Origin of the sequence: Streptomyces sp. NPDC101490 (assembly GCF_044767145.1) — a bacterium.
Lineage (GTDB): Bacteria > Actinomycetota > Actinomycetes > Streptomycetales > Streptomycetaceae > Streptomyces.
Genome location: NZ_JBIWNI010000027.1, coordinates 1 through 21,606, shown reverse-complemented (window position 1 = coordinate 21,606; position 21,606 = coordinate 1). Strand labels below are relative to the sequence as shown.

At 74.6% G+C, this 21,606-nt stretch carries 15 protein-coding genes and 1 pseudogene; 6 read left to right on the top strand and 10 right to left on the bottom strand.

Annotated features, from left to right (window positions below; genetic code table 11):
* Nucleotides 1–254 precede the first annotated feature (254 nt).
* Nucleotides 255–1,511, bottom strand: a complete 1,257-nt coding sequence (locus ACIRQY_RS31480) for a D-alanyl-D-alanine carboxypeptidase family protein (RefSeq protein WP_403931310.1) — start codon at nucleotides 1,509–1,511, stop codon at nucleotides 255–257.
* Nucleotides 1,512–2,166: 655 nt separating this feature from the next.
* Between ACIRQY_RS31480 and ACIRQY_RS31475 the strand changes: the two genes are divergently transcribed.
* The 3 genes and pseudogenes from ACIRQY_RS31475 to ACIRQY_RS31465 all read left to right on the top strand — a co-directional run bounded on the left by ACIRQY_RS31475 (nucleotide 2,167) and on the right by ACIRQY_RS31465 (nucleotide 5,826).
* Nucleotides 2,167–4,098, top strand: coding sequence for an NAD-binding protein (locus tag ACIRQY_RS31475; protein ID WP_403931391.1), 1,932 nt, complete (start codon nucleotides 2,167–2,169; stop codon nucleotides 4,096–4,098).
* Nucleotides 4,099–4,300: 202 nt separating this feature from the next.
* Nucleotides 4,301–4,966: pseudogene (locus ACIRQY_RS31470) on the top strand (cytochrome P450); the annotation flags it as partial.
* 107 nt (nucleotides 4,967–5,073) lie between these two features.
* Entirely contained in the window at nucleotides 5,074–5,826 is a 753-nt protein-coding gene (locus ACIRQY_RS31465) for a hypothetical protein (protein ID WP_403931308.1), read from the top strand.
* Nucleotides 5,827–6,133: 307 nt separating this feature from the next.
* On the opposite strand, the gene ACIRQY_RS31460 is transcribed toward ACIRQY_RS31465, so the two are convergent.
* From ACIRQY_RS31460 to ACIRQY_RS31440, 5 genes are all read right to left on the bottom strand, one after another.
* The gene (locus ACIRQY_RS31460) at nucleotides 6,134–6,397 is read right to left on the bottom strand and encodes a hypothetical protein (protein ID WP_403931306.1); all 264 of its coding nucleotides are present in this window, start codon (nucleotides 6,395–6,397) and stop codon (nucleotides 6,134–6,136) included.
* A gap of 142 nt (nucleotides 6,398–6,539) precedes the next feature.
* Nucleotides 6,540–7,016: an NUDIX domain-containing protein gene (locus ACIRQY_RS31455; RefSeq protein ID WP_403931304.1), complete on the bottom strand. Its 477-nt coding sequence runs from the start codon at nucleotides 7,014–7,016 to the stop codon at nucleotides 6,540–6,542.
* Nucleotides 7,017–7,069: 53 nt separating this feature from the next.
* Nucleotides 7,070–8,275 (bottom strand): NAD(P)/FAD-dependent oxidoreductase, encoded by a 1,206-nt coding sequence (locus tag ACIRQY_RS31450; RefSeq protein WP_403931302.1) that lies wholly within the window; start codon nucleotides 8,273–8,275, stop codon nucleotides 7,070–7,072.
* 109 nt (nucleotides 8,276–8,384) lie between these two features.
* A complete protein-coding gene (locus ACIRQY_RS31445; RefSeq protein WP_403931300.1) occupies nucleotides 8,385–9,821 on the bottom strand; it encodes an FAD-dependent oxidoreductase in 1,437 nt (478 codons plus the stop codon).
* Nucleotides 9,818–11,377: an FGGY family carbohydrate kinase gene (locus tag ACIRQY_RS31440; protein WP_403931298.1), complete on the bottom strand. Its 1,560-nt coding sequence runs from the start codon at nucleotides 11,375–11,377 to the stop codon at nucleotides 9,818–9,820. Before ACIRQY_RS31440 ends, ACIRQY_RS31445 begins: the two co-directional genes overlap by 4 nt.
* Nucleotides 11,378–11,680: 303 nt before the next feature.
* Between ACIRQY_RS31440 and ACIRQY_RS31435 the strand changes: the two genes are divergently transcribed.
* Together ACIRQY_RS31435 and ACIRQY_RS31430 are read left to right on the top strand one after the other, a co-directional pair.
* Nucleotides 11,681–12,655 (top strand): hypothetical protein, encoded by a 975-nt coding sequence (locus ACIRQY_RS31435; protein WP_403931296.1) that lies wholly within the window; start codon nucleotides 11,681–11,683, stop codon nucleotides 12,653–12,655.
* A 73-nt stretch (nucleotides 12,656–12,728) separates the two neighbouring features.
* Nucleotides 12,729–14,258 carry an amino acid permease gene (locus ACIRQY_RS31430; protein WP_403931295.1) on the top strand — a complete coding sequence of 510 codons (1,530 nt, stop codon included), beginning with the start codon at nucleotides 12,729–12,731 and terminating at the stop codon, nucleotides 14,256–14,258.
* Between the two features lie 54 nt (nucleotides 14,259–14,312).
* Here the strand turns inward: ACIRQY_RS31430 and ACIRQY_RS31425 are convergent, their stop codons facing one another.
* Nucleotides 14,313–15,068 carry a GntR family transcriptional regulator gene (locus tag ACIRQY_RS31425; RefSeq protein WP_403931293.1) on the bottom strand — a complete coding sequence of 252 codons (756 nt, stop codon included), beginning with the start codon at nucleotides 15,066–15,068 and terminating at the stop codon, nucleotides 14,313–14,315.
* Nucleotides 15,069–15,251: 183 nt separating this feature from the next.
* On the opposite strand from ACIRQY_RS31425, the gene ACIRQY_RS31420 reads away from it, so the two are divergent.
* Nucleotides 15,252–16,592 carry a DUF2252 domain-containing protein gene (locus ACIRQY_RS31420; protein ID WP_403931292.1) on the top strand — a complete coding sequence of 447 codons (1,341 nt, stop codon included), beginning with the start codon at nucleotides 15,252–15,254 and terminating at the stop codon, nucleotides 16,590–16,592.
* Between the two features lie 128 nt (nucleotides 16,593–16,720).
* On the opposite strand, the gene ACIRQY_RS31415 is transcribed toward ACIRQY_RS31420, so the two are convergent.
* From ACIRQY_RS31415 to ACIRQY_RS31405, 3 genes are all read right to left on the bottom strand, one after another.
* A complete protein-coding gene (locus ACIRQY_RS31415; protein ID WP_403931290.1) occupies nucleotides 16,721–18,112 on the bottom strand; it encodes an FAD-dependent oxidoreductase in 1,392 nt (463 codons plus the stop codon).
* Nucleotides 18,113–18,316: 204 nt separating this feature from the next.
* Nucleotides 18,317–19,045 carry a trypsin-like serine protease gene (locus tag ACIRQY_RS31410; protein WP_351790239.1) on the bottom strand — a complete coding sequence of 243 codons (729 nt, stop codon included), beginning with the start codon at nucleotides 19,043–19,045 and terminating at the stop codon, nucleotides 18,317–18,319.
* A gap of 250 nt (nucleotides 19,046–19,295) precedes the next feature.
* Complete coding sequence (locus ACIRQY_RS31405; RefSeq protein ID WP_403931288.1) at nucleotides 19,296–21,311, bottom strand: FAD-dependent oxidoreductase; 2,016 nt, start codon at nucleotides 21,309–21,311, stop codon at nucleotides 19,296–19,298.
* Between the last annotated feature and the right edge of the window lie 295 nt (nucleotides 21,312–21,606).

The following is a 21,606-nucleotide window of genomic DNA, read 5'->3' as shown; positions in this document are numbered from 1 at the left end:
ATGCTAGACTTGTGCTACGGCCTTCTCGTTCCTCCAGGAGAGAGGGGCCGCCGGGGGGGGGGGGGGGGGGCGCCCCCCCCCCCCCCCCCCCCCCCCCCCCCCCCCCGCCCCGCCCCCCCCCCCCCGCCCCCCCCCCCCCGGATCCAGCTCCACCGGGATGCGCGGGCCTTCACCGCCCCCCCCGGGCGGGCGGGGGTGTCCCGACCCTCCCACCGTGTCGGCCGGTGTCCGGCACCAGACGGGCCGAGGCCCGGTCAGTCCGTGCGGCGCGCGGCCCTCCGGCGGCGGCCCCACAGCAGCAGGGCCGCCGCGCAGGCGGAACCCACGAGGGCCAGCGGCAGACCCGCCGAGACGCCCGAGGGGGCCGCGCCGTGGCCCGTCTCCCTGCCCGGCGCCGCCCCGGCCCGCGTGTCGGCGTCGTCCGTGCCGATCGCGTTGCCGCCGTGGGCCACCGACACCGCGCGCGTGCCGTCTGTCTTCGGCGCCTTCACCCTCTCCGGCAGCAGCGAGCCCACCGGCCGGACCCGGCCCGCCGCCCGGAAGCCCCAGTCGAGCAGCTCGCGAGCCTCCTCGTACACCGCGTAGCCGCCCCCGGACTGCGGGTTCATCACCGAGACGACCAGGGTCCGGTCGCCCCGCCGGGCGGCGGAGACCAGCGTGTAGCCCGCGCCGCTCGTGTAACCGTTCTTGATCCCGATGAGCCCCGGATAGTGGGCGACTCCGTCCTCCCCGGTCAGCAGCCGGTTGGTGTTCGCGATGCCGAACGACCAGGCGCCCGCGGGGAAGTCCGCGTACGGGGTCGAGCAGTAGCGGGTGAACTCCGGATCCTGCAGCCCGGCCCTGCCGAACAGCGCCAGGTCGTACGCGGACGAGACCTGGCCCGGCGCGTCGTACCCGTCGGGCGACACCACGTGCGTGTCCCGGGCACCCAGGGACCTGGCCTTCTCCTGCATCTGCCGGGTCATCGAGTCCCAGCCGCCGTTCATCGCGGCCAGCACGTGCACGGCGTCGTTGCCCGAGCTGAGGAAGACTCCGTTCCACAGGTCGGAGACCTTGTACGTGTACCCCTCCTTCACCCCGACCAGGCTGCTGCCGTCCCCGATCCCGGTCAGCTCGGAATCGGCCACGGTGTGCTGCTCGGACGGCTGGTGGTGAGGGAGCGCGGTGAGCGCGAACAGCGTCTTGAGGGTGCTGGCGGGCGGAAGCTTCCGGTGCGCGTTCCGGGCGGCGAGCACCTCGCCCGTGGAGGCGTCCGCCACCACCCAGGACAGGGCGGAGACCGACGGCGCGGCGGGCGCCCCCGGCAGGACCTGCACCTGGGTGCCCGTCCGGTCGAGCAGCGCCGGGTCGACGTACTGTCGCGCGGGCGGCGTCGGCTCCGCGGGGGCGGTGCCCACGCCGAGCGCCGGGGCGGAGGTGACGGAGGAGGCCGCGGCGGCCGGAACGGGCAGGACCAGCAGCAGCGCCGTGGTACCGGCGGCAGCGTGACGGACAGCTGACGTGACGATCATTCAGCCACCCTAGGAACCGGGCGCCGCCCGCGCAGACCGGAGTGCGCCGACCGGCCTAGCGCAGGTGCCGTACGGGTGTGGCACACCCGTACGGGCCGCACCCGCGACTCCGTCCCCCACGACCTCCGGGCCCGTCCCGGAGCAGTCCCGGACCCACCCCCGGCCCCGCCTCTGGAGCCACCCCCGGCCCCGGCTCCGGTGCAACGCCCCGACCCGCCTCCGGGGCCATGCCCGGACCTTGCCCCAGGTCTCGGCCGCAGACCCGTCCGCGCGGCCCCCGTACGCCCCTTCCGAGGGAGCCTCCGTCAGGCCCGTACGAACCTGCCGAGCGAGCCGTCCGGCACCTACGACGACCTCGGAGCCGGGGGATCTCTACGTCTCCTCCCGGGCCGCCCGCACAGCACCCCTCCCCGCCTCCTCCGCACCCTGCGGGCACGGCCCCCGTCCCCGGACCGCTGTCGGTGCCGCAAGGCATCCTGGTGACGTGCCCTCATACCCGAACCAGAGCAACACCGTTCCGGGCGGCAGCGTCCCGGAGCCGGCCGCCGCCCCGGTCCACCGGACGGTCCCCGGACCCGCCCGGAATCCCGGCGGCCCCTTCGGCGCGCCCGCGCCCCGGGCCGAGCGGCAGCCCCGTAACGACCCCGACGGGCACATGATCGTCTGCGGCGGCGACGCCCTCGCCCACCGACTGGCGGGCGAACTGCACGAGGTGTACGGGGAGCGGGTCACCCTCCTCGTCCCCGCCGGGGCCGACACGCCCCGCGCGCCCACCGCGCGGTCGGGCCGGGCCCTGGCCCTCTTCGGACGGGTGACCGCCGCCGTCACCCGCACCACGGCCCCCGTCACCGTCCCGGACCCCGCCACCGGCGACGACGGCGAGACCACCGGCGCCCTGCGGGTCGTGGCGGCGGCCGAGGCCGACGACCGGGCCCTCACCGAAGCCGGAGTCGAGCGCGCCGCCGCACTCGCCCTCGTCCACGAGGACGACGAGACCAACATCCGGGCCGCGCTCGCCGCCCGCCGCCTCAACCCGCGGCTGCGCCTGGTCATCCGGCTCTACAACCGCAAGCTCGGACAGCACTTCGAGACCCTGCTCGACCAGGCCGCCGCCGTCGCCGAACCGGGCCTCGACCCGGAGAAGCTCGACGCCGCCACCACCGTCCTCTCCGACGCGGACACCGCCGCGCCCGGTCTCGCCGCCGCCGCCGTCGCGGGCACCAGCAAGGTCGTGCAGGCGGGCGGACTGCTGCTGCACGCCGTCGAACGGCTGCCCGCCGCCGGGGAAGCATCCGACCCGGGCCGCTGCACCCTCGCGCTGCTCTCCGCGACGGCCGGGGACCCGGCGGGCTGCGAGGGCTCCGAGCGCAGCGGCGAGGACGGCCCGCGCCTGCTCCCCGACGACCGTACGGTCGCCGCCGCCACCGGGCGCGCCGCCGTCACCCTCGAAGCGGTCACCGCCGCGGGTCCCGCCGCGCCCGCCGCCCGGCTCGCCGCGTCCGCGCTGCCCGTCGCCTCCCTCTTCTCGCGCAGGCTGCGCTGGTCCCTGGCCGGAGCGGCCGCCGCCGTCCTCGCGCTGGCCCTCGCCTCCACGTTCACCACCGGCGACCACCCGCTGCACGCGGCCTATCTGACGCTCCTCGACATCTTCGCCATCGGCGATCCCGCGGTCGGCGAGGCAACCAGCCGTCAGGTCCTGCAGATCCTCGCCGGGTTCGTCGGGCTGCTCCTGCTGCCGGTGATCGTCGCCGCCCTGCTCGAAGGGCTCGGCACCTTCCGCTCCGCCACCACCCTGCGCCGCCCGCCCCGGGGGCTCTCCGGCCATGTCGTCCTCCTCGGTCTGGGCAAGGTCGGCACCCGGGTCCTCGCCCGGCTGAGGGCACTCGGCATCCCCGTGGTGTGCGTCGAGTCCGACCCCGAGGCCCGGGGCATCGCGGTCGCCCGCAGGCTCCGCGTCCCCACCGTCGTCGGAGACGTCACGGAGGAAGGAGTGCTTGAGGCCGCCCGCATCCACCGGGCGCACGCCCTGCTCGCCCTCACCAGTGTCGACATCACCAACCTGGAGGCGGCGCTCTCCGCCCGCGCCGTCACACCCGATCTCCGGGTCGTCCTGCGCCTGTTCGACGACGACTTCGCGACCGCCGTCTTCCGCACCCTGCGGACCGCGCACCCCGCCGCCCTGACACGGAGCCGCAGTGTCTCCCACCTCTCCGCGCCCGCCTTCGCGGCGGCCATGCAGGGACGGGAGGTGCTCGGGGCCGTCCCCGTGGAACGCCGGGTCCTCCTCTTCGCCGCCGTGGACGTCGCGGGCCATCCGCTGCTCGACGGCCTGACCGTGGCGGAGGCCTTCCGGCCGGGAGCCTGGCGGGTCCTCGCCCTCGACGGGAGCGCCGAAGCCCCGGCGGACCGGCGCCGGGACGGGAACCGGACGTGGCGCCTGGAACCCGACCGGCTGCTCCTGCCGGGGGACCGGGTCGTGGTCGCGGCCACCCGCCGGGGCCTGGCGGAACTCCTGGGCCGGGGCGGACGTATCGGGTGGGGGAGGACGGGGGACGACCCGATACGCGCGGAAGGCGGCCGACCGTAGGGGCGGAACGCCCCGGACCGTTGTCGCGCCCTTCCACCGCGCCGGTCCCTGTACGCGTACGCCACGGTCCGCGCTCGACCGCACCCGCTCGACCGCGCTGTCCTACCGGGCCCGCTCCACCCGCCGACGCCCCGTCCCGTGAGGCCCCCGCCCATCGAGGCTCCGTCCCACAGGGCCCCGTGGGGCTGCCGCCCCGCACGAGAGGACCGCCGCACCCGGTGACGACCTGACCAGTGCCCTGATCGCCGCCCGCGACGAGGGCGGCGACCGCCTTGGGCAGGCCGAACTGATCGGCACCCTACTGCTGATGATCATCGCGGGACACGAGACGACCCTGAACCTGGTGACCAACGCGGTCCGGGCGCTCTGTGCCCACCGGGACCAGCTGACCCTGGTCCTGGAGGGACGTGCCACCTGGGCGGACGTGGTGGAGGAGACCCTGCGCTGGGACAGCCCGGTCAGCTACTTCCCGTTCCGCTGTCCCGTCCGGGACCTGACGCTCGACGGCACCTCGATCCCCCGGGGCACCCCCGTGCTGGCCGGATATTCGGCGGCCGGCCGGGACCCGAAGAGCCACGGCCCCGACGCCGACCGCTTCGACATCACCCGTACGCCGACGGTGAAGCACCTGTCGCTCGGGCACGGCCCCCATGACTGCCTGGGCGCGCCGCTGGCCCGGCTGGAGGCGACCGTGGCCCTGCGGGCGCTCTTCACCCGTTTTCCGCAACTCGACCTTGCCGCACCCGAGTCCACACTGCGCCGCCACGCGGGCTTCGTCGGCAACAGCGTCAGCGAGCTGCCCGTCCGGCCGCTTCCCCGGTCCCCCCGGCCGGACGGGCGCGGCTGTGCCGGAGGGTGTCGCCCGTGAGGCACGCTCCGGTCCGCGGGGGACGAAGGACGTCCGGCCCGCGAGGTCCTCGGCGGTTGCCACGAACGGAGCCGGGTCTGTCGTACCCCTGTGCGAGACTCCCCGTCATGCGGGCCGACCGAGAGCTTCTGCGGGATCTGATCGCCATGACGCCGGGGATGGTGATCCGGCCGGGCCGTGGCCGCCGGGAGGCCGTGATCGGCGCGGCGGAGTCCGTCACCGGTCCGCTGCCCCGCTCGTACCGCTGGTGGCTGGCCGCGTACGGCGAGGGTTCGCTGCATGGCCGTCCGCTCGCCACGGTGGAGCCCGTGCCCGGTCTGGGCGAGCCGGGGCTCACCGACAGGTGGTCCGGCGGCGACCGGCTCTGGTTCCACGAGGACGACGACCATGAACGCTACGGATTCGCCCTCGACCGGGCCGCCGACGGGGAGTGGCCCGTCGTCGTGCGCGGCCCCTTCATGGACGAGGAGCAGCCGTTCGCCGACTCCTTCGCCGGGTTCCTCACGGTGTGGGCGGCGCGCGCGGCGGGACTGCGGGAGGGGCCGAACCCGGCCGTCGCCCGGCTCTGGCGTGCCACCCCCGGGCTCCGGCTGCCGGACGGCGGCATCCTGCACGGGCCGCACGTCTTCCGGGCCCGCAACGACGCCTGGGAGGTGCGGAGGTACGCGCCCCACTGGGTGCTGGTCGGTGAGGAGGGCGGGGGAGCGGGCCTGTTCATGCGCCGGCACGGCCGGGACCGCTCGTCCCTGTACCGCCTCCCGCCCGGCGCCCTCCGGGACGATCCCGAGGACCGGGGGGAGCGGCTGGCCCCGGACCTCTTCGCCTGGCTCGACCGGTCCACCGGACCCGCGAGCGGTTGAGACCGGGGGCCGGTGCCGACCCGGTCCGCCGGGCCCCGCGCGGGCGGGCCCCCTCACGCGGGACGGGAGGGCGCGGCGTGGACGGCCGCCACTCGTCCTCCAGGACGCCGAACACCTCGGAGTCCCGACGGCCGTCCAGTCCCCGGGGGGCGATCCCGCTGAGGGGCACCGCGGTGTCTGCCACGGGCTGATCCTGTCATGAGCGGTCACGGCGGGCCCATCGGCTCCCGAAGCCCCTTGTGCCGGGCCCTCGGCCGGGGAGCCGCAGTCGCGGCGCCCCGGTGTCCGGGACGGGTCCGGCGGTCCGTCAGTCCCTCGGCGGTGGAGGGCCGTCGGGGTCCGCGGGGACCGTGGGAAGGGTCCGCAGGGACGACACCAGACGCAGCAGCCGGTCCTCGTTCCCCTCCAGACCCGCCGCGCGGAGCGCCTCGTCCACCTCGGCCATCGGACGGACGAGCAGTTCCGCCGCGCGCGGGGCGAGCCGGGGGTCGTCCAGCACGGCCCGGGTGGACTGGAGGAGCCTCAGATACGCCTGGGCGGCCGCGCGTTCCGGGGCGGTGGTCGTGGTCATGTCGGCTCTCCCTCTCGACGGTCGGGCGCCCACCAGCCTCTCCCACGGGTCTGACATCGACGCCGGGCCCGCCGCGGACGCCCAGGGCCGGCCCAGGTCGCCGTCGTGTGCGTCGCCCCCGTGGCCGGGGCCCCCGCCCTCCTCAGGCCCGCTCTTCGAGCCGTGCCACCAGGCGTTCCAGGAACACCCGCTGGCCCTCGACGAGGAGCGGGGTGGCCGTGTCCGGCGGGTACCAGGCCACCCGGTCGATCTCGGGGAACTCCGCATGGACCCCGGACCGGGGCGGCCACTCCATGGTGAACGTGCCCGGTACGACCGCCGCCGGGTCGAGGGTGCCCTCGACGGCCCAGACCGTGACGACCTTGCCGCCCCGCTGCCGGGACTCGCCCAGATCGAGCCATGGGCCCTTCGGGGCCGGAAGGCCCAGTTCCTCCTGGAACTCACGGCGCGCCGCCGCCTCCGGCGGTTCGTCCGGACCGTACTCGCCCTTGGGGATCGACCAGGCCGCCTGTTCACGGGAGGCCCACAGGGGCCCGCCCATATGACCGATGAGGACGTCGACGCCCCCGTCCTTCGTACGGCGGAAGAGGAGGAGACCCGCGCTGCGTTTGTCCGGCATGTCCCCAGTGTGACCGAAGGCCCCGGCCCTCGCGGTGGTGCCGCCCCGGGGGCTCACTCCTCCGCGCCGAGCACCACCGGGCCGCCCGCCGGGTCCACGCCGTCGGTCCACCGGGGTGCCAGCCGCAGCGGACGTCCGGGGTCGAGCGTCCCCCGCAGCCGTTCGCGCCGCAGCGGGGAACCGTCCTGGGCGAGGGTGAGGAGCGGCCGTACGAGCCGCCGCTCGGGCCGTACGAGGAGGGTCACCGGTTCCGTGCCGAGGAGCCCCGGTGTCACCCGGCGCAGCGGGCCCGCGGTCGTGACCGGCACTCCGCCGCCGGGCCAGGGCCGTCCGGCGAGCCGGTCGAGCACGGCGACCGCCACGGCCCGGCCCTCGGCGGCGGCCGTCTGTGCCGGTTCGCCGCCGTGCAGCAGGTTCCCGACGGCGAAGACACCCGGTTCGGCGGTGCGGAAGGCGCTGTCCGTCACCGGCCCCCGGGTGCCGGGGGCGAGCGGCAGCCCACCGGCGCGGGGCAGTTCGTGGTCGGGGATCCAGTCGCCGGTGAGGACCACCGTGTCGCAGCGCAGGACGTGGGCGCGCCCGTCGCCGCCCCGGACGACGACTCCGGTGAGCCGGCCGCGTCCGCGCAGTTCCGTCACGATCGTGTCGGTGAGCACCGGCACCGGTCCGAAGGCGCGCGGACGCGCCGGGTGTTCACTGACGACCGCCACGACCTGGACCCCGGCCGCGCGCAGGGTCCGCACCGCGCCGCGTGCCACGGCTTCGCCGCCGACGACCACGGCCCGGCGGCCGACCGGCTCCTGCCGTGTCCGGCCCGGCGGGAGCAGTTGCTGGAGCTCCCCGGTGGTGAGCACCCCGGCGGGCCGCGAACCCGGGACGAGCCGTGCGCCGAGGGGCCGTTCGCGGGCGCCGGTGGCGAGGACCACGGTGCGGGCCCGGATCTGTTCGAGGCCGGTGGGGGCGGTGACGTCGAGGGTCAGGGGACCGGCCCAGCCGGTGGCCGACACGCCGGTGCGGACGGTCGCCCCGGCGCGGAGCGCGGCACGCAGCGCGCGCCGGGCGTATCCGGGGCCGTCCAGGGCGCGGCCCCGGGCGTCCGCGCCGAAGCCGGGGCGCGCGCAGTGCCGGGGGACACCGCCCGCGGTCCGTTCGCGTTCCAGGACCTCGACGCGGCCCGCACCGGCCGCCGCGAGCCGGGCGGCGGCGGCGAGCCCGGCGGGGCCCGCGCCCACGACCAGGACGTTCACCGTACGGTTCACCGGGCCCCTCCCCGTACGGCCGTCACGGTCCGCGCGTCGAGGGTCCGGCGTACCGGAGTCCCTCCTCGTACGGGTGCCGCCGTACGCGCGTGTGCGGGGGGAGTGCCGTTCACCGTCGTTCCTCCCGGCCCCGCCGGGGGAGTCCGTGCTCCTCGAAGAGCGCGCGCACCTCCGCGCCGCAGTAGTGGCCCTGGCAGCGGCCGCCCCGCGCGCGCGTCCTGCGGCGCAGACCGTCGAGTCCGCCCGGGGGGATCGTCGAGGCGAGGGCGGCGCGGATCTCGCCCCGGGTGACCCGTTCGCAGTGGCAGACGATCGAGCCGAACTCGGGGTCGCGGGCGATCAGACGGGCGTCCCGGTAGGGGCGGGGGAAGGACTCGCCGAGGTTCGGCATGGTGATCCCGGCGAGCGGCCGTTCGGGGCCCGGGTCGAGGCCGCAGTCGGCGAGCAGCCCCCGGACGTGTTCGGCGACGGCCAGGGAGGCGGTGAGGCCGGTGGAGCGGATGCCGCCCACCGTCACGTACCGCAGTTCCGGGTGCGCGGCGATCCGGTAGTCCTCCTGGCCGGTGGCGGCGCGCAGTCCGGCGTAGACGGCGGTGACCTCCTCGTCGAGCAGGGCCGGCAGGACGCGCCCGCCCTGCTCGCGGAGTCCGGCGAGCCCGTCCGCCGTGGTGCCGGTGGCGGTCTTGTCGGTGAGGTCCTCAGCGGTGGGGCCGAGCAGGACGTTGCCGTACACGGTGGGGGTGATCAGGACCCCTTTGCCGAGCGGACCGGGGACGGGCAGCAGGATGTGCCGTACGAGACCGCGGGCGAACTTGTCGAAGACGAGGAGCTGGCCCCGTCGCGGGGTGACGGTGAAGTCCTCGCGTCCGACCAGCGCGTCGAACGTGTCGGCGTGGAGTCCGCAGGCGTTGACGAGGTAGCGGGTGCGCAGGACACCGCGCCGGGTGACGAGCCGGTGGTACGGGCCGTCCGGCCGGACCTCCTCCACCCGGCAGCCGAGGTGCAGGTCCACCCCGGAGCGGACGGCCTGGGTGGCGTACGCGAGGGTCGTCGTCCACGGGCAGATCACGGACTCGCCCGGCACGTCGAGGGCTCCCAGGGCGCCGGGTCCCAGGTGTGGTTCACGGGACCTGAGCGCTTCGGCGGAGAGCGGCCGGGTGGTGCGGTGGCCGTTGCGCACGGCCTTCGCGGCGAGCCGGGGGAGGGTGGCGAGCTGCTGTTCGTCCCAGGCCACGAGCAGGGCGCCGAGGGGTTCCACGGGGATGCCGGTCTCCCGGGCGTACGCGGAGAGCAGCCGGTGGCCCTCACGGACGAGGCGGGCCTCCAGGGTCCCGGGTACGGCGTCGAAACCGGTGTGCAGGATGGCCGTGTTGGCCTTCGACGTGCCGTCGCCGACATCGTCCGCGGCGTCCACGAGCGCGGTCCGCAGCGGGTGGCGGGCAAGCGCGCGGGCCACGGCGGAACCGACGACACCCGCGCCGACGACCACGACGTCGTACACGTCGTCGTGCCCACCGGGCAGCGCCCCCCTCCGGGTGACGCTCACCGGACCCCGCCGGGAACGGCTCCACCGGGTGTGACTCCGCCGGACACCGCCCCGCCGGGGACGGTCCCGCCGGTACCGGTACCGTCAGCACCCGCCCCGCCCGTACCCGTTCCGCCCGTGCCCGTTCGTTCGGCCAGTGACGTGACCTCGGTGCGGAACCGGGCCAGGCGGGATTCGGCCTCGTCGCGGGAGATCCGGGGTTCGTACACCGCCGAGGGTTTCCAGCGCGGCACGGCCCGGTCGAGGGTGAGGCGCGGGTCGTGGCCGAGGCGGGCCACCGCGCCGACGCCGAGGGCCGTCGCGTCGGGGGACGCGGCGACCTCGACGGGCAGTTGGAGCAGATCGGCCTGGGTCTGCATGAGCAGCGCGGACCGGGTGAGCCCGCCGTCGGCGCGCAGCGCGGTCGGCGGCGCGCCCCGCTCCGCCGTGACGGCCGCGGTGAGGTCCACGACCTGTGCGGCGATCCCCTCGCAGAGGGCGCGGACCAGATGGCCCCGGGTGGTGTCCAGGCCGAGGCCCGAGAGGGAGCCGCGCACGTCCCCGCGCCACCAGGGCGCGGCGAGTCCGGCGAGCGTCGGGACGAAGGTGACCCCACCGGTGTCGGCCACGGTGCCGCCGACGGTGTCGATCTCCCCGGCGCCGGTGAGGACGCCGAGGTCGGTGAGCCAGCGGACGGCGGAGGCGACCGTGTAGACCTGGCCGTCCAGACAGTGGGTGACCCGGCCGCGGAGCCGCCAGGCGACGCAGCCGACGAGCCCCGAGGTGGTGCGGTGGGGTGCGGGCCCGGTCCTGGCGAGGAGGAAGGCGCCGGTGCCGTACGTGCACTTGGCGGCGGCCTCGTCGTCGGCGCTCTGGGCGAGCAGCGCGGCCTGCTGGTCCACCAGGAGGCCGGTGAGGGGGAGCGGCGGGCCGAAGGCGCGGGTGGTGCCCACGGGGGTGTCGCAGTCCACGATCCGGGGGAGGCGTTCGCCGCCGAGGCCGTAGTGGCCGAGGGCGGTCCCGGACCAGGCGAGGGTGTCCAGGTCGAGGAGTCCGGTGCGGCCCGCGGTCGCCACGTCGGTGACGAAGGCGCCCGTGAGCCGGTGGACCAGCCAGGCGTCGCTGGTGGTGACCACCCCGGCGCCGGTGGCGTGGCGGCGGATCCAGGCCATCTTGGGCGCGGCGAAGTAGGGGTCCACCGGAAGCCCGGTGATGTGTCTCAACTCGGCCTCATGGACGGCGAGTTCGTCGCAGAGCGCGGCGGCTCTGCGGTCCTGCCAGACGAGTGCGTCGGTGAGGGGTTCGCCCGTCCCCGGGTCCCAGGCGAGGACGGTCTCGCCCTGGTTGGCGAGGCCCACGGCGACGACCCCGGTGCCCGCCTCGGCGAGTGCCGCGCGTCCGGCGGCGACCACGGAGTCGTACAGCTCACGCGGGTCGGCCTCGACCAGGCCGCCGGGCAGGTGGCGGGGGCGCACGGGCGCCGTGCCGCTGCCGATGACTCCGCGCTCGGGGCAGAGGACGAGGGCCTTGGTGCCCGAGGTGCCCTGGTCGACGGCGAGTACCGGGCCGCCCGTCATCGTGCCGCTCCCGTCCTGGTGACCGCTCGGTGATCACCCGATCACCGAAAAGGGTCAGGGTGCCGTTCTCGCGGGGCTTCGTCAAGCCTCGGGCCGGGAACCCGTCACCTCCGCCCGGCTACCTGACAGTAAGTCAAATTCAGTCGTTGGCCGAATAGTTACCGTCACGGAGGAAAGTGGACCGGTCACGTCCAGAGACCTCTATAGTGATCGCCGATCAACGGCCGGGACGCCCGCCGGGGGACTGACCACCCCCACCAGCCACCGAGGACCCATGTCACCGACACCACCCCCCACCCCCTGATGGCCGCCCAGGGCTTCCGCCCCGTCTACCACCCGGCGGGCCACGACCACGCCCTGCGCCACGCCCTCCAGGACTTACGCACCGGGCGCTGGGTGGCGATGGCCCGGCTCCTCGACGAGACGGCCGACTGGGACGGCTGGACCCGGCGGACCCAGGTCCTCGCCGCCGTCGCCGCGGGCACCGACGTCGTCCACGCCTGGCGCACCGAACAGCCCGACAACCGGGCCGCCGCCGTCATGCACAGCCGGGTCGCCGTCGAACGGGCCGTACGCGCGCACCGGGGCGCCCACCCCCGCACCAGGGACCTGTGGCAGGAGGCGTGGGCCGCCTGCCGGGATGCCGCCGAACGGGCCCCCGAGGACCCCGTGCCCTGGGTCGGGCTGATCGCCCTCGCCGCCCTCGACGGACGCCAGCGGATGGCCGAGCACCGCGTCACCCCGCCCGCCCCCATGCTGCCACCGGGGCCCTGGGGGCTGCTCGCCGAGGCGGAGAAGCGCGACCCGCACAACCGCGAGGCGCACCACCGGATGCTCCAGTTCGTCTACGCCCGGCGCCCCGGACCGCTCTCCGAGGCCGTCAACTACGCGCACTGGGCGGCCTCCTCGGCCCCCGTCGGCTCCGCCCTGCACGCCCTCCCGCTCTATGTGCGCGTCGAGCGCTACCGGCGCGAACGCGGCCAGGAACGCGCCCTCGACCTGCACTGGGTCGGCGAGGACGCCGTGCGCGACGCCCAGCGCGCCCTCGACACCTGGTTCTTCTTCTGCGCGACCGACGAAGCCTCGCTGCTCGACCTGAACCATCTCGCGCACGCGCTCTACGGAGCCCTGCACTTCACCGACGCGGCCCGGCTCTTCGAGGCCCTCGGCCCCTTCTACACCACCCTGCCCTGGGCGTACCGGACCCCCCATCCGGACGATCGCGCCCTGGCCGAAGAGGTCTTCCTGCGCGCCCGCGCCCGCTGTCTCAGCGGCTGAGCCGCCCACGGCCGAGAGCCGCGCGCCCCGACCCCTTCCGCCCCACCGCTCACCCCCGTCCCCGGAGGAACCGATGCCCCGCACCGCAGCGCCCGACGCGATACGCACACCCCCACCCGTCCACGACGAGGAGGCGCGGCTCAGGGAGCTCGGCTACCAGCCCGTACTCGCCCGCCGCATGGGTGGCTTCGGCAACTTCGCCATCAGCTTCTCGGTCATCTCCGTCCTCTCCGGCTGCATGACCCTGTACGGCTTCGGCCTGGGCACCGGCGGGCCCGCCGTGATGCTCTGGGGCTGGGCGGGCGTCGGTCTCTTCGTCCTGTGCGTCGGCCTCGCCCTCGCCGAGGTCACCAGCGCCTATCCGACCTCGGGCGCCCTCTACTACATGGCCGACCGGCTCGGCGGGCGCCGCTGGGGCTGGTACACGGGCTGGCTGAACCTGCTCGGTCTGCTCGGCGCCATCGCGGGCATCGACTACGGCGCCGCGCTCTTCACGGGGGCGTTTCTCAACCTCCAGTGGGGCTTCGTGCCCACCCCGGAGTCCACCTTCCTCATCTTCCTGGCGATCCTGCTGCTCCACGCCACCCTGAACCTCTTCGGGGTACGCCTGGTCAGCGTCCTGAACTCGATCAGCGTCTGGTGGCACCTCGCGGGTGTCGCCGTCATCGTCGGCGCCCTCGCCTTCATCCCCGACCACCACCAGTCCGTCGACTTCGTGTTCACCGAGTTCGTCAACGACACCGGATGGGCGAACCCCTTCTACGTCGCCGCCATCGGCCTGCTGCTCGCCCAGTACACCTTCTCCGGCTACGACGCCTCGGCCCACCTCTCCGAGGAGACCTCCAACGCCTCCGTCACTGCGGCCAAGGGCATCGTGCGGGCCATCTGGGTCTCCTGGATCGCCGGCTTCGCCCTGCTCGCCGGGCTGACCTTCGCCATCCAGGACTACACCGCCACGCAGAACAGCGCCACCGGCGTCCCGCCCGCCCAGATCTTCCTGGACGCGCTCGGCACCGGCGGCGCCACCGCGCTGCTCCTCGTGGTCATCGTCGCCCAGCTCTTCTGCGGCAACGCGGAGGTCGCCGCCGCCAGCCGCATGGTCTTCGCCTTCAGCCGCGACAACGCCCTGCCCGGCTCCGCGATCTGGCGGAAGATCAGCAACCGCACCCAGACCCCGGTTCCCGCCGTCTGGCTCTCGGTGGCCGTGGCCGCGCTGCTCGCCGTCCCCTCGCTGTACTCGGCCACCGCCTACGGCGCCGTGACCGCGATCAACGTCATCGGCATCACCCCCGCCTACGCCATCCCGATCTATCTGCGGCTGCGCGCCGGGGACCGGTTCACGCCCGGCCCGTGGAGCCTGGGCCGCTGGAGCAAGCCGATCGGCTGGACCGCCGTGGTCTGGGTGGCGCTGGTGACCGTGCTGTTCTGCCTGCCGCAGAAGTCCCCCGTGACGGTCGACAGCATGAACTACGCCGTGATCGCGCTGGCCGTGGTCCTCGTCCTGGCCAGCGTCTGGTGGTACGTCGCCCGCCGCTCCTACGGCACCCCGACGGCCTACGGCACGGCCCGCGAGGAGGCCGAGATCTCCGAGGGCATCGTCTGACACCGGGCCCATGTCCCGTCCGCGTTCCCCCTGCGGACGGGAGCGGGAACACCGTCAGGCGCTGAACTCGTACGTCCAGGAGGTCGAACGGGACGAGCAGCAGTCGATGTCCGTGATCTCGAGCGCGTGCCCGTGCTGGTCCGACACCACCCGGTGGACGACCAGCCGCGCCGCGCCGCCGGCCGTCGTCGTCATCGGGCCCGGCGGAACGCCGACCGACTCCCGGTGGGTGATCCGCAGCCCCGCCTGGTGCATCCAGTGGTACAGCAGCCGCAGGTCCGGCTGCTGGCGGTAGTCCCGTCCGCGCCGGTAGCGGGACAGCTGCGGGATCTCGGTGAGGGCGGCCCGGGAGAACCAGGACACCGCTCGCTGGAGCGCGTTGCCCTGGGGTCCGAGCACCACGTGCCGGTGCACGAGGGTCGGCTCACCCGGAGTGAGCAGCAGCCTCGGTGCCAGCGGCGCGGGTGGTGTCTCCCAGGTCAGCGAGGCCCGGACCAGTGCCTCCGCCGCGCGCGGACCGCCCGGGAAGGACGGCCGACGGGCCGTCAGGGACGGGACGGCCTCCTGGCTCTCGGTCCCGCCCGCGGCGAACGTGCCTCGTCGGTCCGTGACCACCAGCCTTTCCTCCCGCAGGAGTTGCAGCGCGCTGCGTACGGTCTGTCGGTTGACGTGGTACCGCTGGGACAGGCAGCGCTCCGAAGGGAGCCTGCTGCCGGGGACGATGCGACGGTCGGCGAGGTCCTCGCGCAGCGAGGCGGCAACCCGGAGGTAGAGCGGCGGGACCGCCGCCTCGGAATCGGGCTCGGCCATGATCAAACCTTTCTTCGCTCTGTGTGACCACGTGGGTCGATTGTGTGAGCAATTCCTATCATTGGTCTAAACCATTTAGCTAGGCCGGTCCCGCAGAGTGGCCGAAAGGAGCGTCGCACCGTGTAATGAGGTAGCAGGTGGCGGGCCAAGGGACCGCGCCGAGGCGAAGGCGGGTGAGGCCGGATGACGACGCCGTCGGAACGCGCCGCGCGGGGCAAGGAAGCCCGTCGACGAGTCCCCCGATCCTCCCACGGCCGCTGGATACCCAGCTCCCAGCGCCCCGACCCCCTCGATGTCCTCGCACAGCAGTGCACCGACCGGCTGCCCGATCTCGTCCCCCTCCGGTACGCCCGGATGGCCGCCTCCCCCTTCGCCTTCCTGCGCGGCGCCGCCGCCGTCATGGCCGCCGACCTCGCCGCGCCCCGCCACACCGGACTCACCGTCCAGCTCTGCGGCGACGCCCACCTCCTCAACTTCGGGGTCTACGCCTCACCCGAACGGACGCTCCTCTTCGACGTGAACGACTTCGACGAGACGCTCCCCGGACCCTTCGAATGGGACGTGAAACGGCTCGCCGCCAGCGTCGCCGTCGCCGCCCTCCAGAACGGCAGCGCCAAGGCGGGGGCCCACCGCGCCGCCCTCCTCGCCACCGAGTCCTACCGGACCCACATGCGCCGCCTCTCCGGACTCGGCGAACTCGCCGTCTGGTACGAACGGATCGACGCCGACGACCTCGTCCACCTGGTCCGCCGCGGGGAACGCCCCCGTGTCGCCGACCGGCTCGCCCGTGCCCGGCGCCGCACCAGCCTCCACGCGCTCACCAGGCTGACCGCCCCCGACGCGGACGGCACCCACCACTTCGTCGAGGACCCGCCGCTCCTCGAACGCACCACGGACCTCGACCGGATCACCCTCGGCAAGATCTTCAGCGACTACCGCAGCTCCCTCTCCGAGGAGCGCCGCGTCCTCCTCGACCGCTACCGCTTCCTCGACGCCGCCCGCAAGGTCGTCGGCGTCGGCAGCGTCGGCACCCGCTGCTTCGTCCTCCTCCTCGAAGGACGCGACCCGGGCGACCCGCTCGTCCTCCAGATCAAGGAAGCCGTGCCGTCCGTCCTGGAGCCCTACCTCGTCCCGAGCGCCTACCCCCATCAGGGACGGCGGGTCGTCCACGGCCAGCGCCTCACCCAGGCGGCCAGCGACATCTTCCTCGGCTGGATGACCGGACCCGAACGACGCCACTTCTACTGGCGCCAACTGCGCGACATGAAGGGCTCGGCGGAGGTCGAGACCATGTCACCGGCCATGCTGCGGGACTACGCGCGGCTCTGCGGGCGCGCCCTGGCCCGCGCCCACGCCCGTTCCGGCGACCGCGTCGCCGTCGCCGCCTACCTGGGCGGCTCGGACGTCTTCGACCGCGCCGTGGCCGACTTCGCCCTCGCCTACGCGGGCCAGAACGCCGACGACTACGCGGCCCTCGGCGCGGCGATAGCGGCGGGCGTCGTCACGGCCGCACCGGCGGGCTGACGGGCCCGGCCGGGCCCGTCAGGACCCGGGGGCCTCGTGACCCTGGCGGGTCCGCCGTGAGGGTTCAGCGATCCGTCACAAGTAGGGCCCGCCGACCGCTCGCGGGCGCCGCTGTTGGCCCGTACCCCTCAGGTCTCCCGGCGCAGGGGTGGTTCCGCCGGAGTCGGGGACGCAGGGCCGAACAGCACCGCGCGGGCCACCGGGGGCGCGAAGAGCCCCGTCAGGGGTCCGGCCAGGGTCAGCGCCTCCCGGAACGGCTTCCCGACCACCGGATCGCCCGCCGCCCGTTCCTGGACCCGGGCCAGATACCAGCCGACCGCCTTGTCGAGCGTCCCCGAACGGGCCGCGTCGCCCGTGGCGCCGGGCATCTTCTTGTCCGCGCCGGCCGAGATGTCCCAGGCCTGCCGAGAGGCGGCGAGCAGGGCCCGCTGCACCCGGCGGGTGGTCGGGACGCGCCTCCGGTCCGCGAGCGCCCGGCGCAGCGCGACCGCCGTGATCGCGGCGACGGCCATCCCCTGCCCGTAGACCGGGTTGAAGGCGCAGAGCGCGTCCCCGGTGGCGAGGAATCCGGCCGGGCGCCGCCCCGGACGGTCGTACCGGCGCCGGACGTTGGCGGTCCCGCGGAAGCCGTACACCGGGGACTCCGGTTCGGCCCGGGCCAGCCAGTCGCTGATCAGCGGATGGGGGAGCCGCTTCGCGTACTCCTCGAACGCCGCTTCCTCGGTGGGAGGTTCGTCGCCGCGCAGGCCCGAGAGGGTGACGAGGTGCCGTCCGTCACCGAGCGGCAGCACGACAGCGCCGTACACCTGGGACGGGTTGGGCACGATGTTGTAGCCGATGGTGTCCGTGCCGGGGTCCCCGGCCCGGGCGCGGTACACGCGGGTGCCGTACGCGAGACCGGTGTCGAGGGTCTCCTCGTGGGGCGCCTCGGCGCCGATGCCCGCCAGCCAGTCGGCCGCCTTGGTGGACCGCCCGGACGCGTCCACCACGAGATCCGCGGCGAGCGTACGGGTCTCCTTGCCGCCGCCCGCGCCACGCGTCCGCAGCCGTACGCCCCGGACCCGGGCGGAGTCGCCGACCAGGCCCACGGTCTCGGTTCCGTCGAGCAGTTCGATCCGGGGGTCGGCCGAAACCCGCCGCCGCACCAGCCATTCCAGCTGCGGGCGCGGGCCGCTGTAGAAGTACGAGCTCGCGGACGAGCGGCGGAACCACCGGCCGCTCTGCCACTGGATCATGTCCTGCGGGATGCCCACCTCCGGGGCGCCGAGCTCGCGCAGTTCGTCGGTGAACCCCGGCAGCAGTTCGTCGAGCGCCCGCTGCCCGCCGTGGATCAGCACGTGCAGATGCCGCCCCTGCGGGACCCCGGACCGTGACTCCGGCCCCTCCGGGAAACGGTCGCGCTCGACGACGGTCACCTTCTCCGCGTGTTCGGCGAGGACCCGGGCCGCCAACAGCCCGGCGAGACTTCCCCCGATGACCACCGCGTGACGTGTCGCGCGATGCCCCAAGTCGTCGGCCATACCCGCCCTTTCGTGTCGCGTGGACTCCCAGCCGTCCAGTATCCACGGCGGTCCGTGCCGCGTCGCGGTCCGTCGCCGGTGCGGCGGGCGCGACCGAACGGTTCCGGCCGCGACGCCCGGTCCCGTCCCGTCCCGTCCCGACCCCGGAGCGGACGCGGGACCGGGGCCCGCCCCTGTGGGACGGGCCCCGGGGGGACCTTCGGCTCAGACTCCGGCGATCGACTGGATCCAGGAGCGGTAGGCCGTCACGTTGGTGTACGCGGTGGTCGTCTGGCGGTCGCTCGTCGACGCCACCCCGACCTGTATGCCGGAGGCCATCATCGGACCGCCCGAGTCGCCGCCCGCGGTGATGCCGTCGCCGCGCCGGGCGCAGATCGCCGAACCGCCGTAGGCGTCGGTGCAGCCGCCGGTCACCGTCACGTTGGCGACCTTCAGGTACCGGGACTGGCAGTTGATCTCGGAGCCGCACTGGGACGTGGCGCCCCAGCCGTACACCTGGACGCCCTGCCCGACGCTCACCGAACCCGGCTGGCCGAGCCGGGAGTAGGTCGTCGACACGGACCGGTCGAGGCGCACGAGCGCCAGGTCCGAACTGTGCGTGTAGGTCTGGGCGCCGTTGGCGACGGTTCCGCCGCTGAACTGGTCCAGGCTGCCGATGCGGAAGGAGAGCCCGCCGCCGCTGACGCAGTGCTTGGCGGTCAGGATCCAGGTGGGGGCGATGATCGTGGCCGAACAGGTCTCCCTGCCCTGGGAGTACAGACGGGCGGCCCACGGGCCGCTGGAGGCGTAGCCGCCGCCGATGATGGGCCGGACGCTCTGGCCGGTGGCACCGGCCGGTCCGTCCTCGGGCGCGGCGGTCGCGGTGGGGGCGAGCAGGGCGAGCACGGAGAGCGCTCCGGCGGCGGCGGCCGCCCAGACGCGGTGCATGCGCATGGGTTCCTCGTCTCCGACGGCGCGCGGAAGCGCCGCCTGTGGGGGTGGGGACAGTGGAACCAGACTCTTCTCGCGGGAGGCCGCCGGGTAATCCCGTCCGGGCATAACACCGTGCTATCGGTCGGCCTCCCCGGGCTCATTCCGCCCCTGGCTGCCCGGGGGGCAGGTCAGCCGCTCCACCCGGAAGCGCCCCGGCCCGATTCCGCGGCCGCCGGGCCTCCCGTGCCCCGGAGCGGCCGTCCCGTACGGCTCACAGCGTGGCCGCGAGCCGGGTGCCCTGGTCGATGGCCCGCTTGGCGTCCAGTTCGGCGGCGACGTCCGCGCCGCCGATCAGGTGCGCCGTACGCCCCGCCGCCACCAGCTCCTCGTACAGGTCGCGGCGCGGTTCCTGGCCCGCGCAGAGCACCACCGTGTCGACCGGGAGGAGCCGGGCCTCCCCGTCGACGGTGAGGTGCAGTCCCTCGTCGTCGATCCGGTCGTACGTGACGCCCGCGACCATCGTCACGCCCCGGTGCTTGAGTTCGGTGCGGTGGATCCAGCCGGTGGTCTTACCGAGACCCGCGCCGACCTTGGAAGCCTTGCGCTGGAGGAGGTGCACCTGGCGCGGCGCCGCACCGCGCTCGGGGGTGCGCAGACCTCCCCGGTTCTCGTACGAGGTGTCCACGCCCCACTGCCGGAAGTACGTCTCGGGGTCCTGGCTCGCGCCCTCGCCGCCGTCGGTGAGGAACTCGGCGACGTCGAAGCCGATGCCGCCCGCGCCGATGACCGCGACCCGCTCGCCGACGGGCGCGCCGTCCCTCAGCACGTCCAGGTAGCTGAGGACGCTGGGGTGGTCGACACCCGGGATGGCGGGGGTGCGGGGCGCGACGCCGGTGGCGACGACGACCTCGTCGTAGCCGTCCAGGCCGGTGGCGGTGACGGGAGTGCCGAGCCGCACCTCGACACCCTGCTCGGCGAGCTGGACGCGGAAGTAGCGCAGTGTCTCGTCGAACTCCTCCTTGCCGGGCACCCGCCGGGCGATGTTCAGCTGCCCGCCGATCTCGGAGGCGGCGTCGAAGAGGGTGACGGAGTGGCCGCGTCCGGCCGCCGACACGGCGCAGGAGAGCCCGGCCGGGCCCGCGCCGACGACGGCGATCCGCTTGGTGCGGCGGGTGGGGGAGAGGACCAGTTCGGTCTCGTGGCAGGCGCGCGGGTTGACCAGGCAGGAGGTGATCTTCAGGTTGAAGGTGTGGTCCAGACAGGCCTGGTTGCAGCCGATGCAGGTGTTGATGGTGTCGGCCCGGTCGGCCGCCGCCTTGGCGACGAAGTCGGGGTCGGCGAGGAAGGGGCGGGCCAGCGAGACCAGATCGGCGCGGCCGTCGGCGAGGATCTCCTCGGCGACCTCGGGGGTGTTGATGCGGTTGCTGGTGACGAGCGGTACGGAGACCGCGCCCATCAGCTTCTTCGTCACCCAGGTGTAGGCGCCGCGCGGCACGGAGGTGGCGATGGTGGGGATGCGGGCCTCGTGCCAGCCGATGCCGGTGTTGATGAGGGTGGCCCCGGCGGCCTCGATCTCCTGGGCGAGACGGACGACCTCCTCCAGGGTGGAGCCGCCGGGCACGAGGTCGAGCATGGAGAGGCGGTAGACGAGGATGAAGTCCGGGCCGACCCGCTCGCGGACCCGGCGGACGATCTCCAGGGGGAAGCGGACGCGGTTCTCGTAGGAGCCGCCCCAGCGGTCGGTCCTGTGGTTCGTGGCGGCGGCGATGAACTCGTTGATCAGATAACCCTCGGAGCCCATCACCTCGACGCCGTCGTACCCGGCCTCCCGGGCCAGCGCGGCACAGCGGGCGTAGTCCTCGACGGTCTGCTCGACCTCGGCGTCGGTCAGCTCGTTCGGTACGAAGGGGCTGATGGGGGCCTTGAGGGCGCTGGGGGCGACGAGCCCGGGGTGGTACGCGTACCGGCCGAAGTGCAGGATCTGCATCGCGATCCGGCCACCCGCCTCATGGACGGCGTCGGTGACGGTCCGGTGCTCGGCGACCTCTTCGGCGGTGGTGAGCTTGGCACCGCCGTCCCAGGGGCGTCCGGCCTCGTTGGGCGCGATGCCGCCGGTCACGATGAGGCCCGCGCCGCCCCGGGCGCGCTCGGCGTAGAAGGCGGCCATGCGCGCGAAGCCGTCCTCGGTCTCTTCGAGGCCGACGTGCATCGACCCCATGATCACCCGGTTGGGCAGGGTGGTGAACCCGAGGTCGAGCGGGCTGAGCAGGTGCGGGTACGGGGTCATGGGGGCGCCTCCTCGCGCGGGATCAGTCGCCCTCAGTTCTAGGGGACCCCCTCTCGTTATGCAACTAGTTGCAGAACTTTCCGAGAGTGAGATCTACTACTCGGTAGCCTCAGGGCCGCCGGGCCCTACGACTCCGGCGTCGACCGCCCGCATGTCCCGGGAGGGGCCCGTACGGGTGCGCGCCCCGACCGGGGGAGACCCCTAGGGCGTGTTTCAAAAGTGGCGTCGTCTGCCCGGAGGGCAGGCCTGGCGGCGTCTGGTGCGTGCGATCGCAAGGCGGAGGGTCGCCCCGATA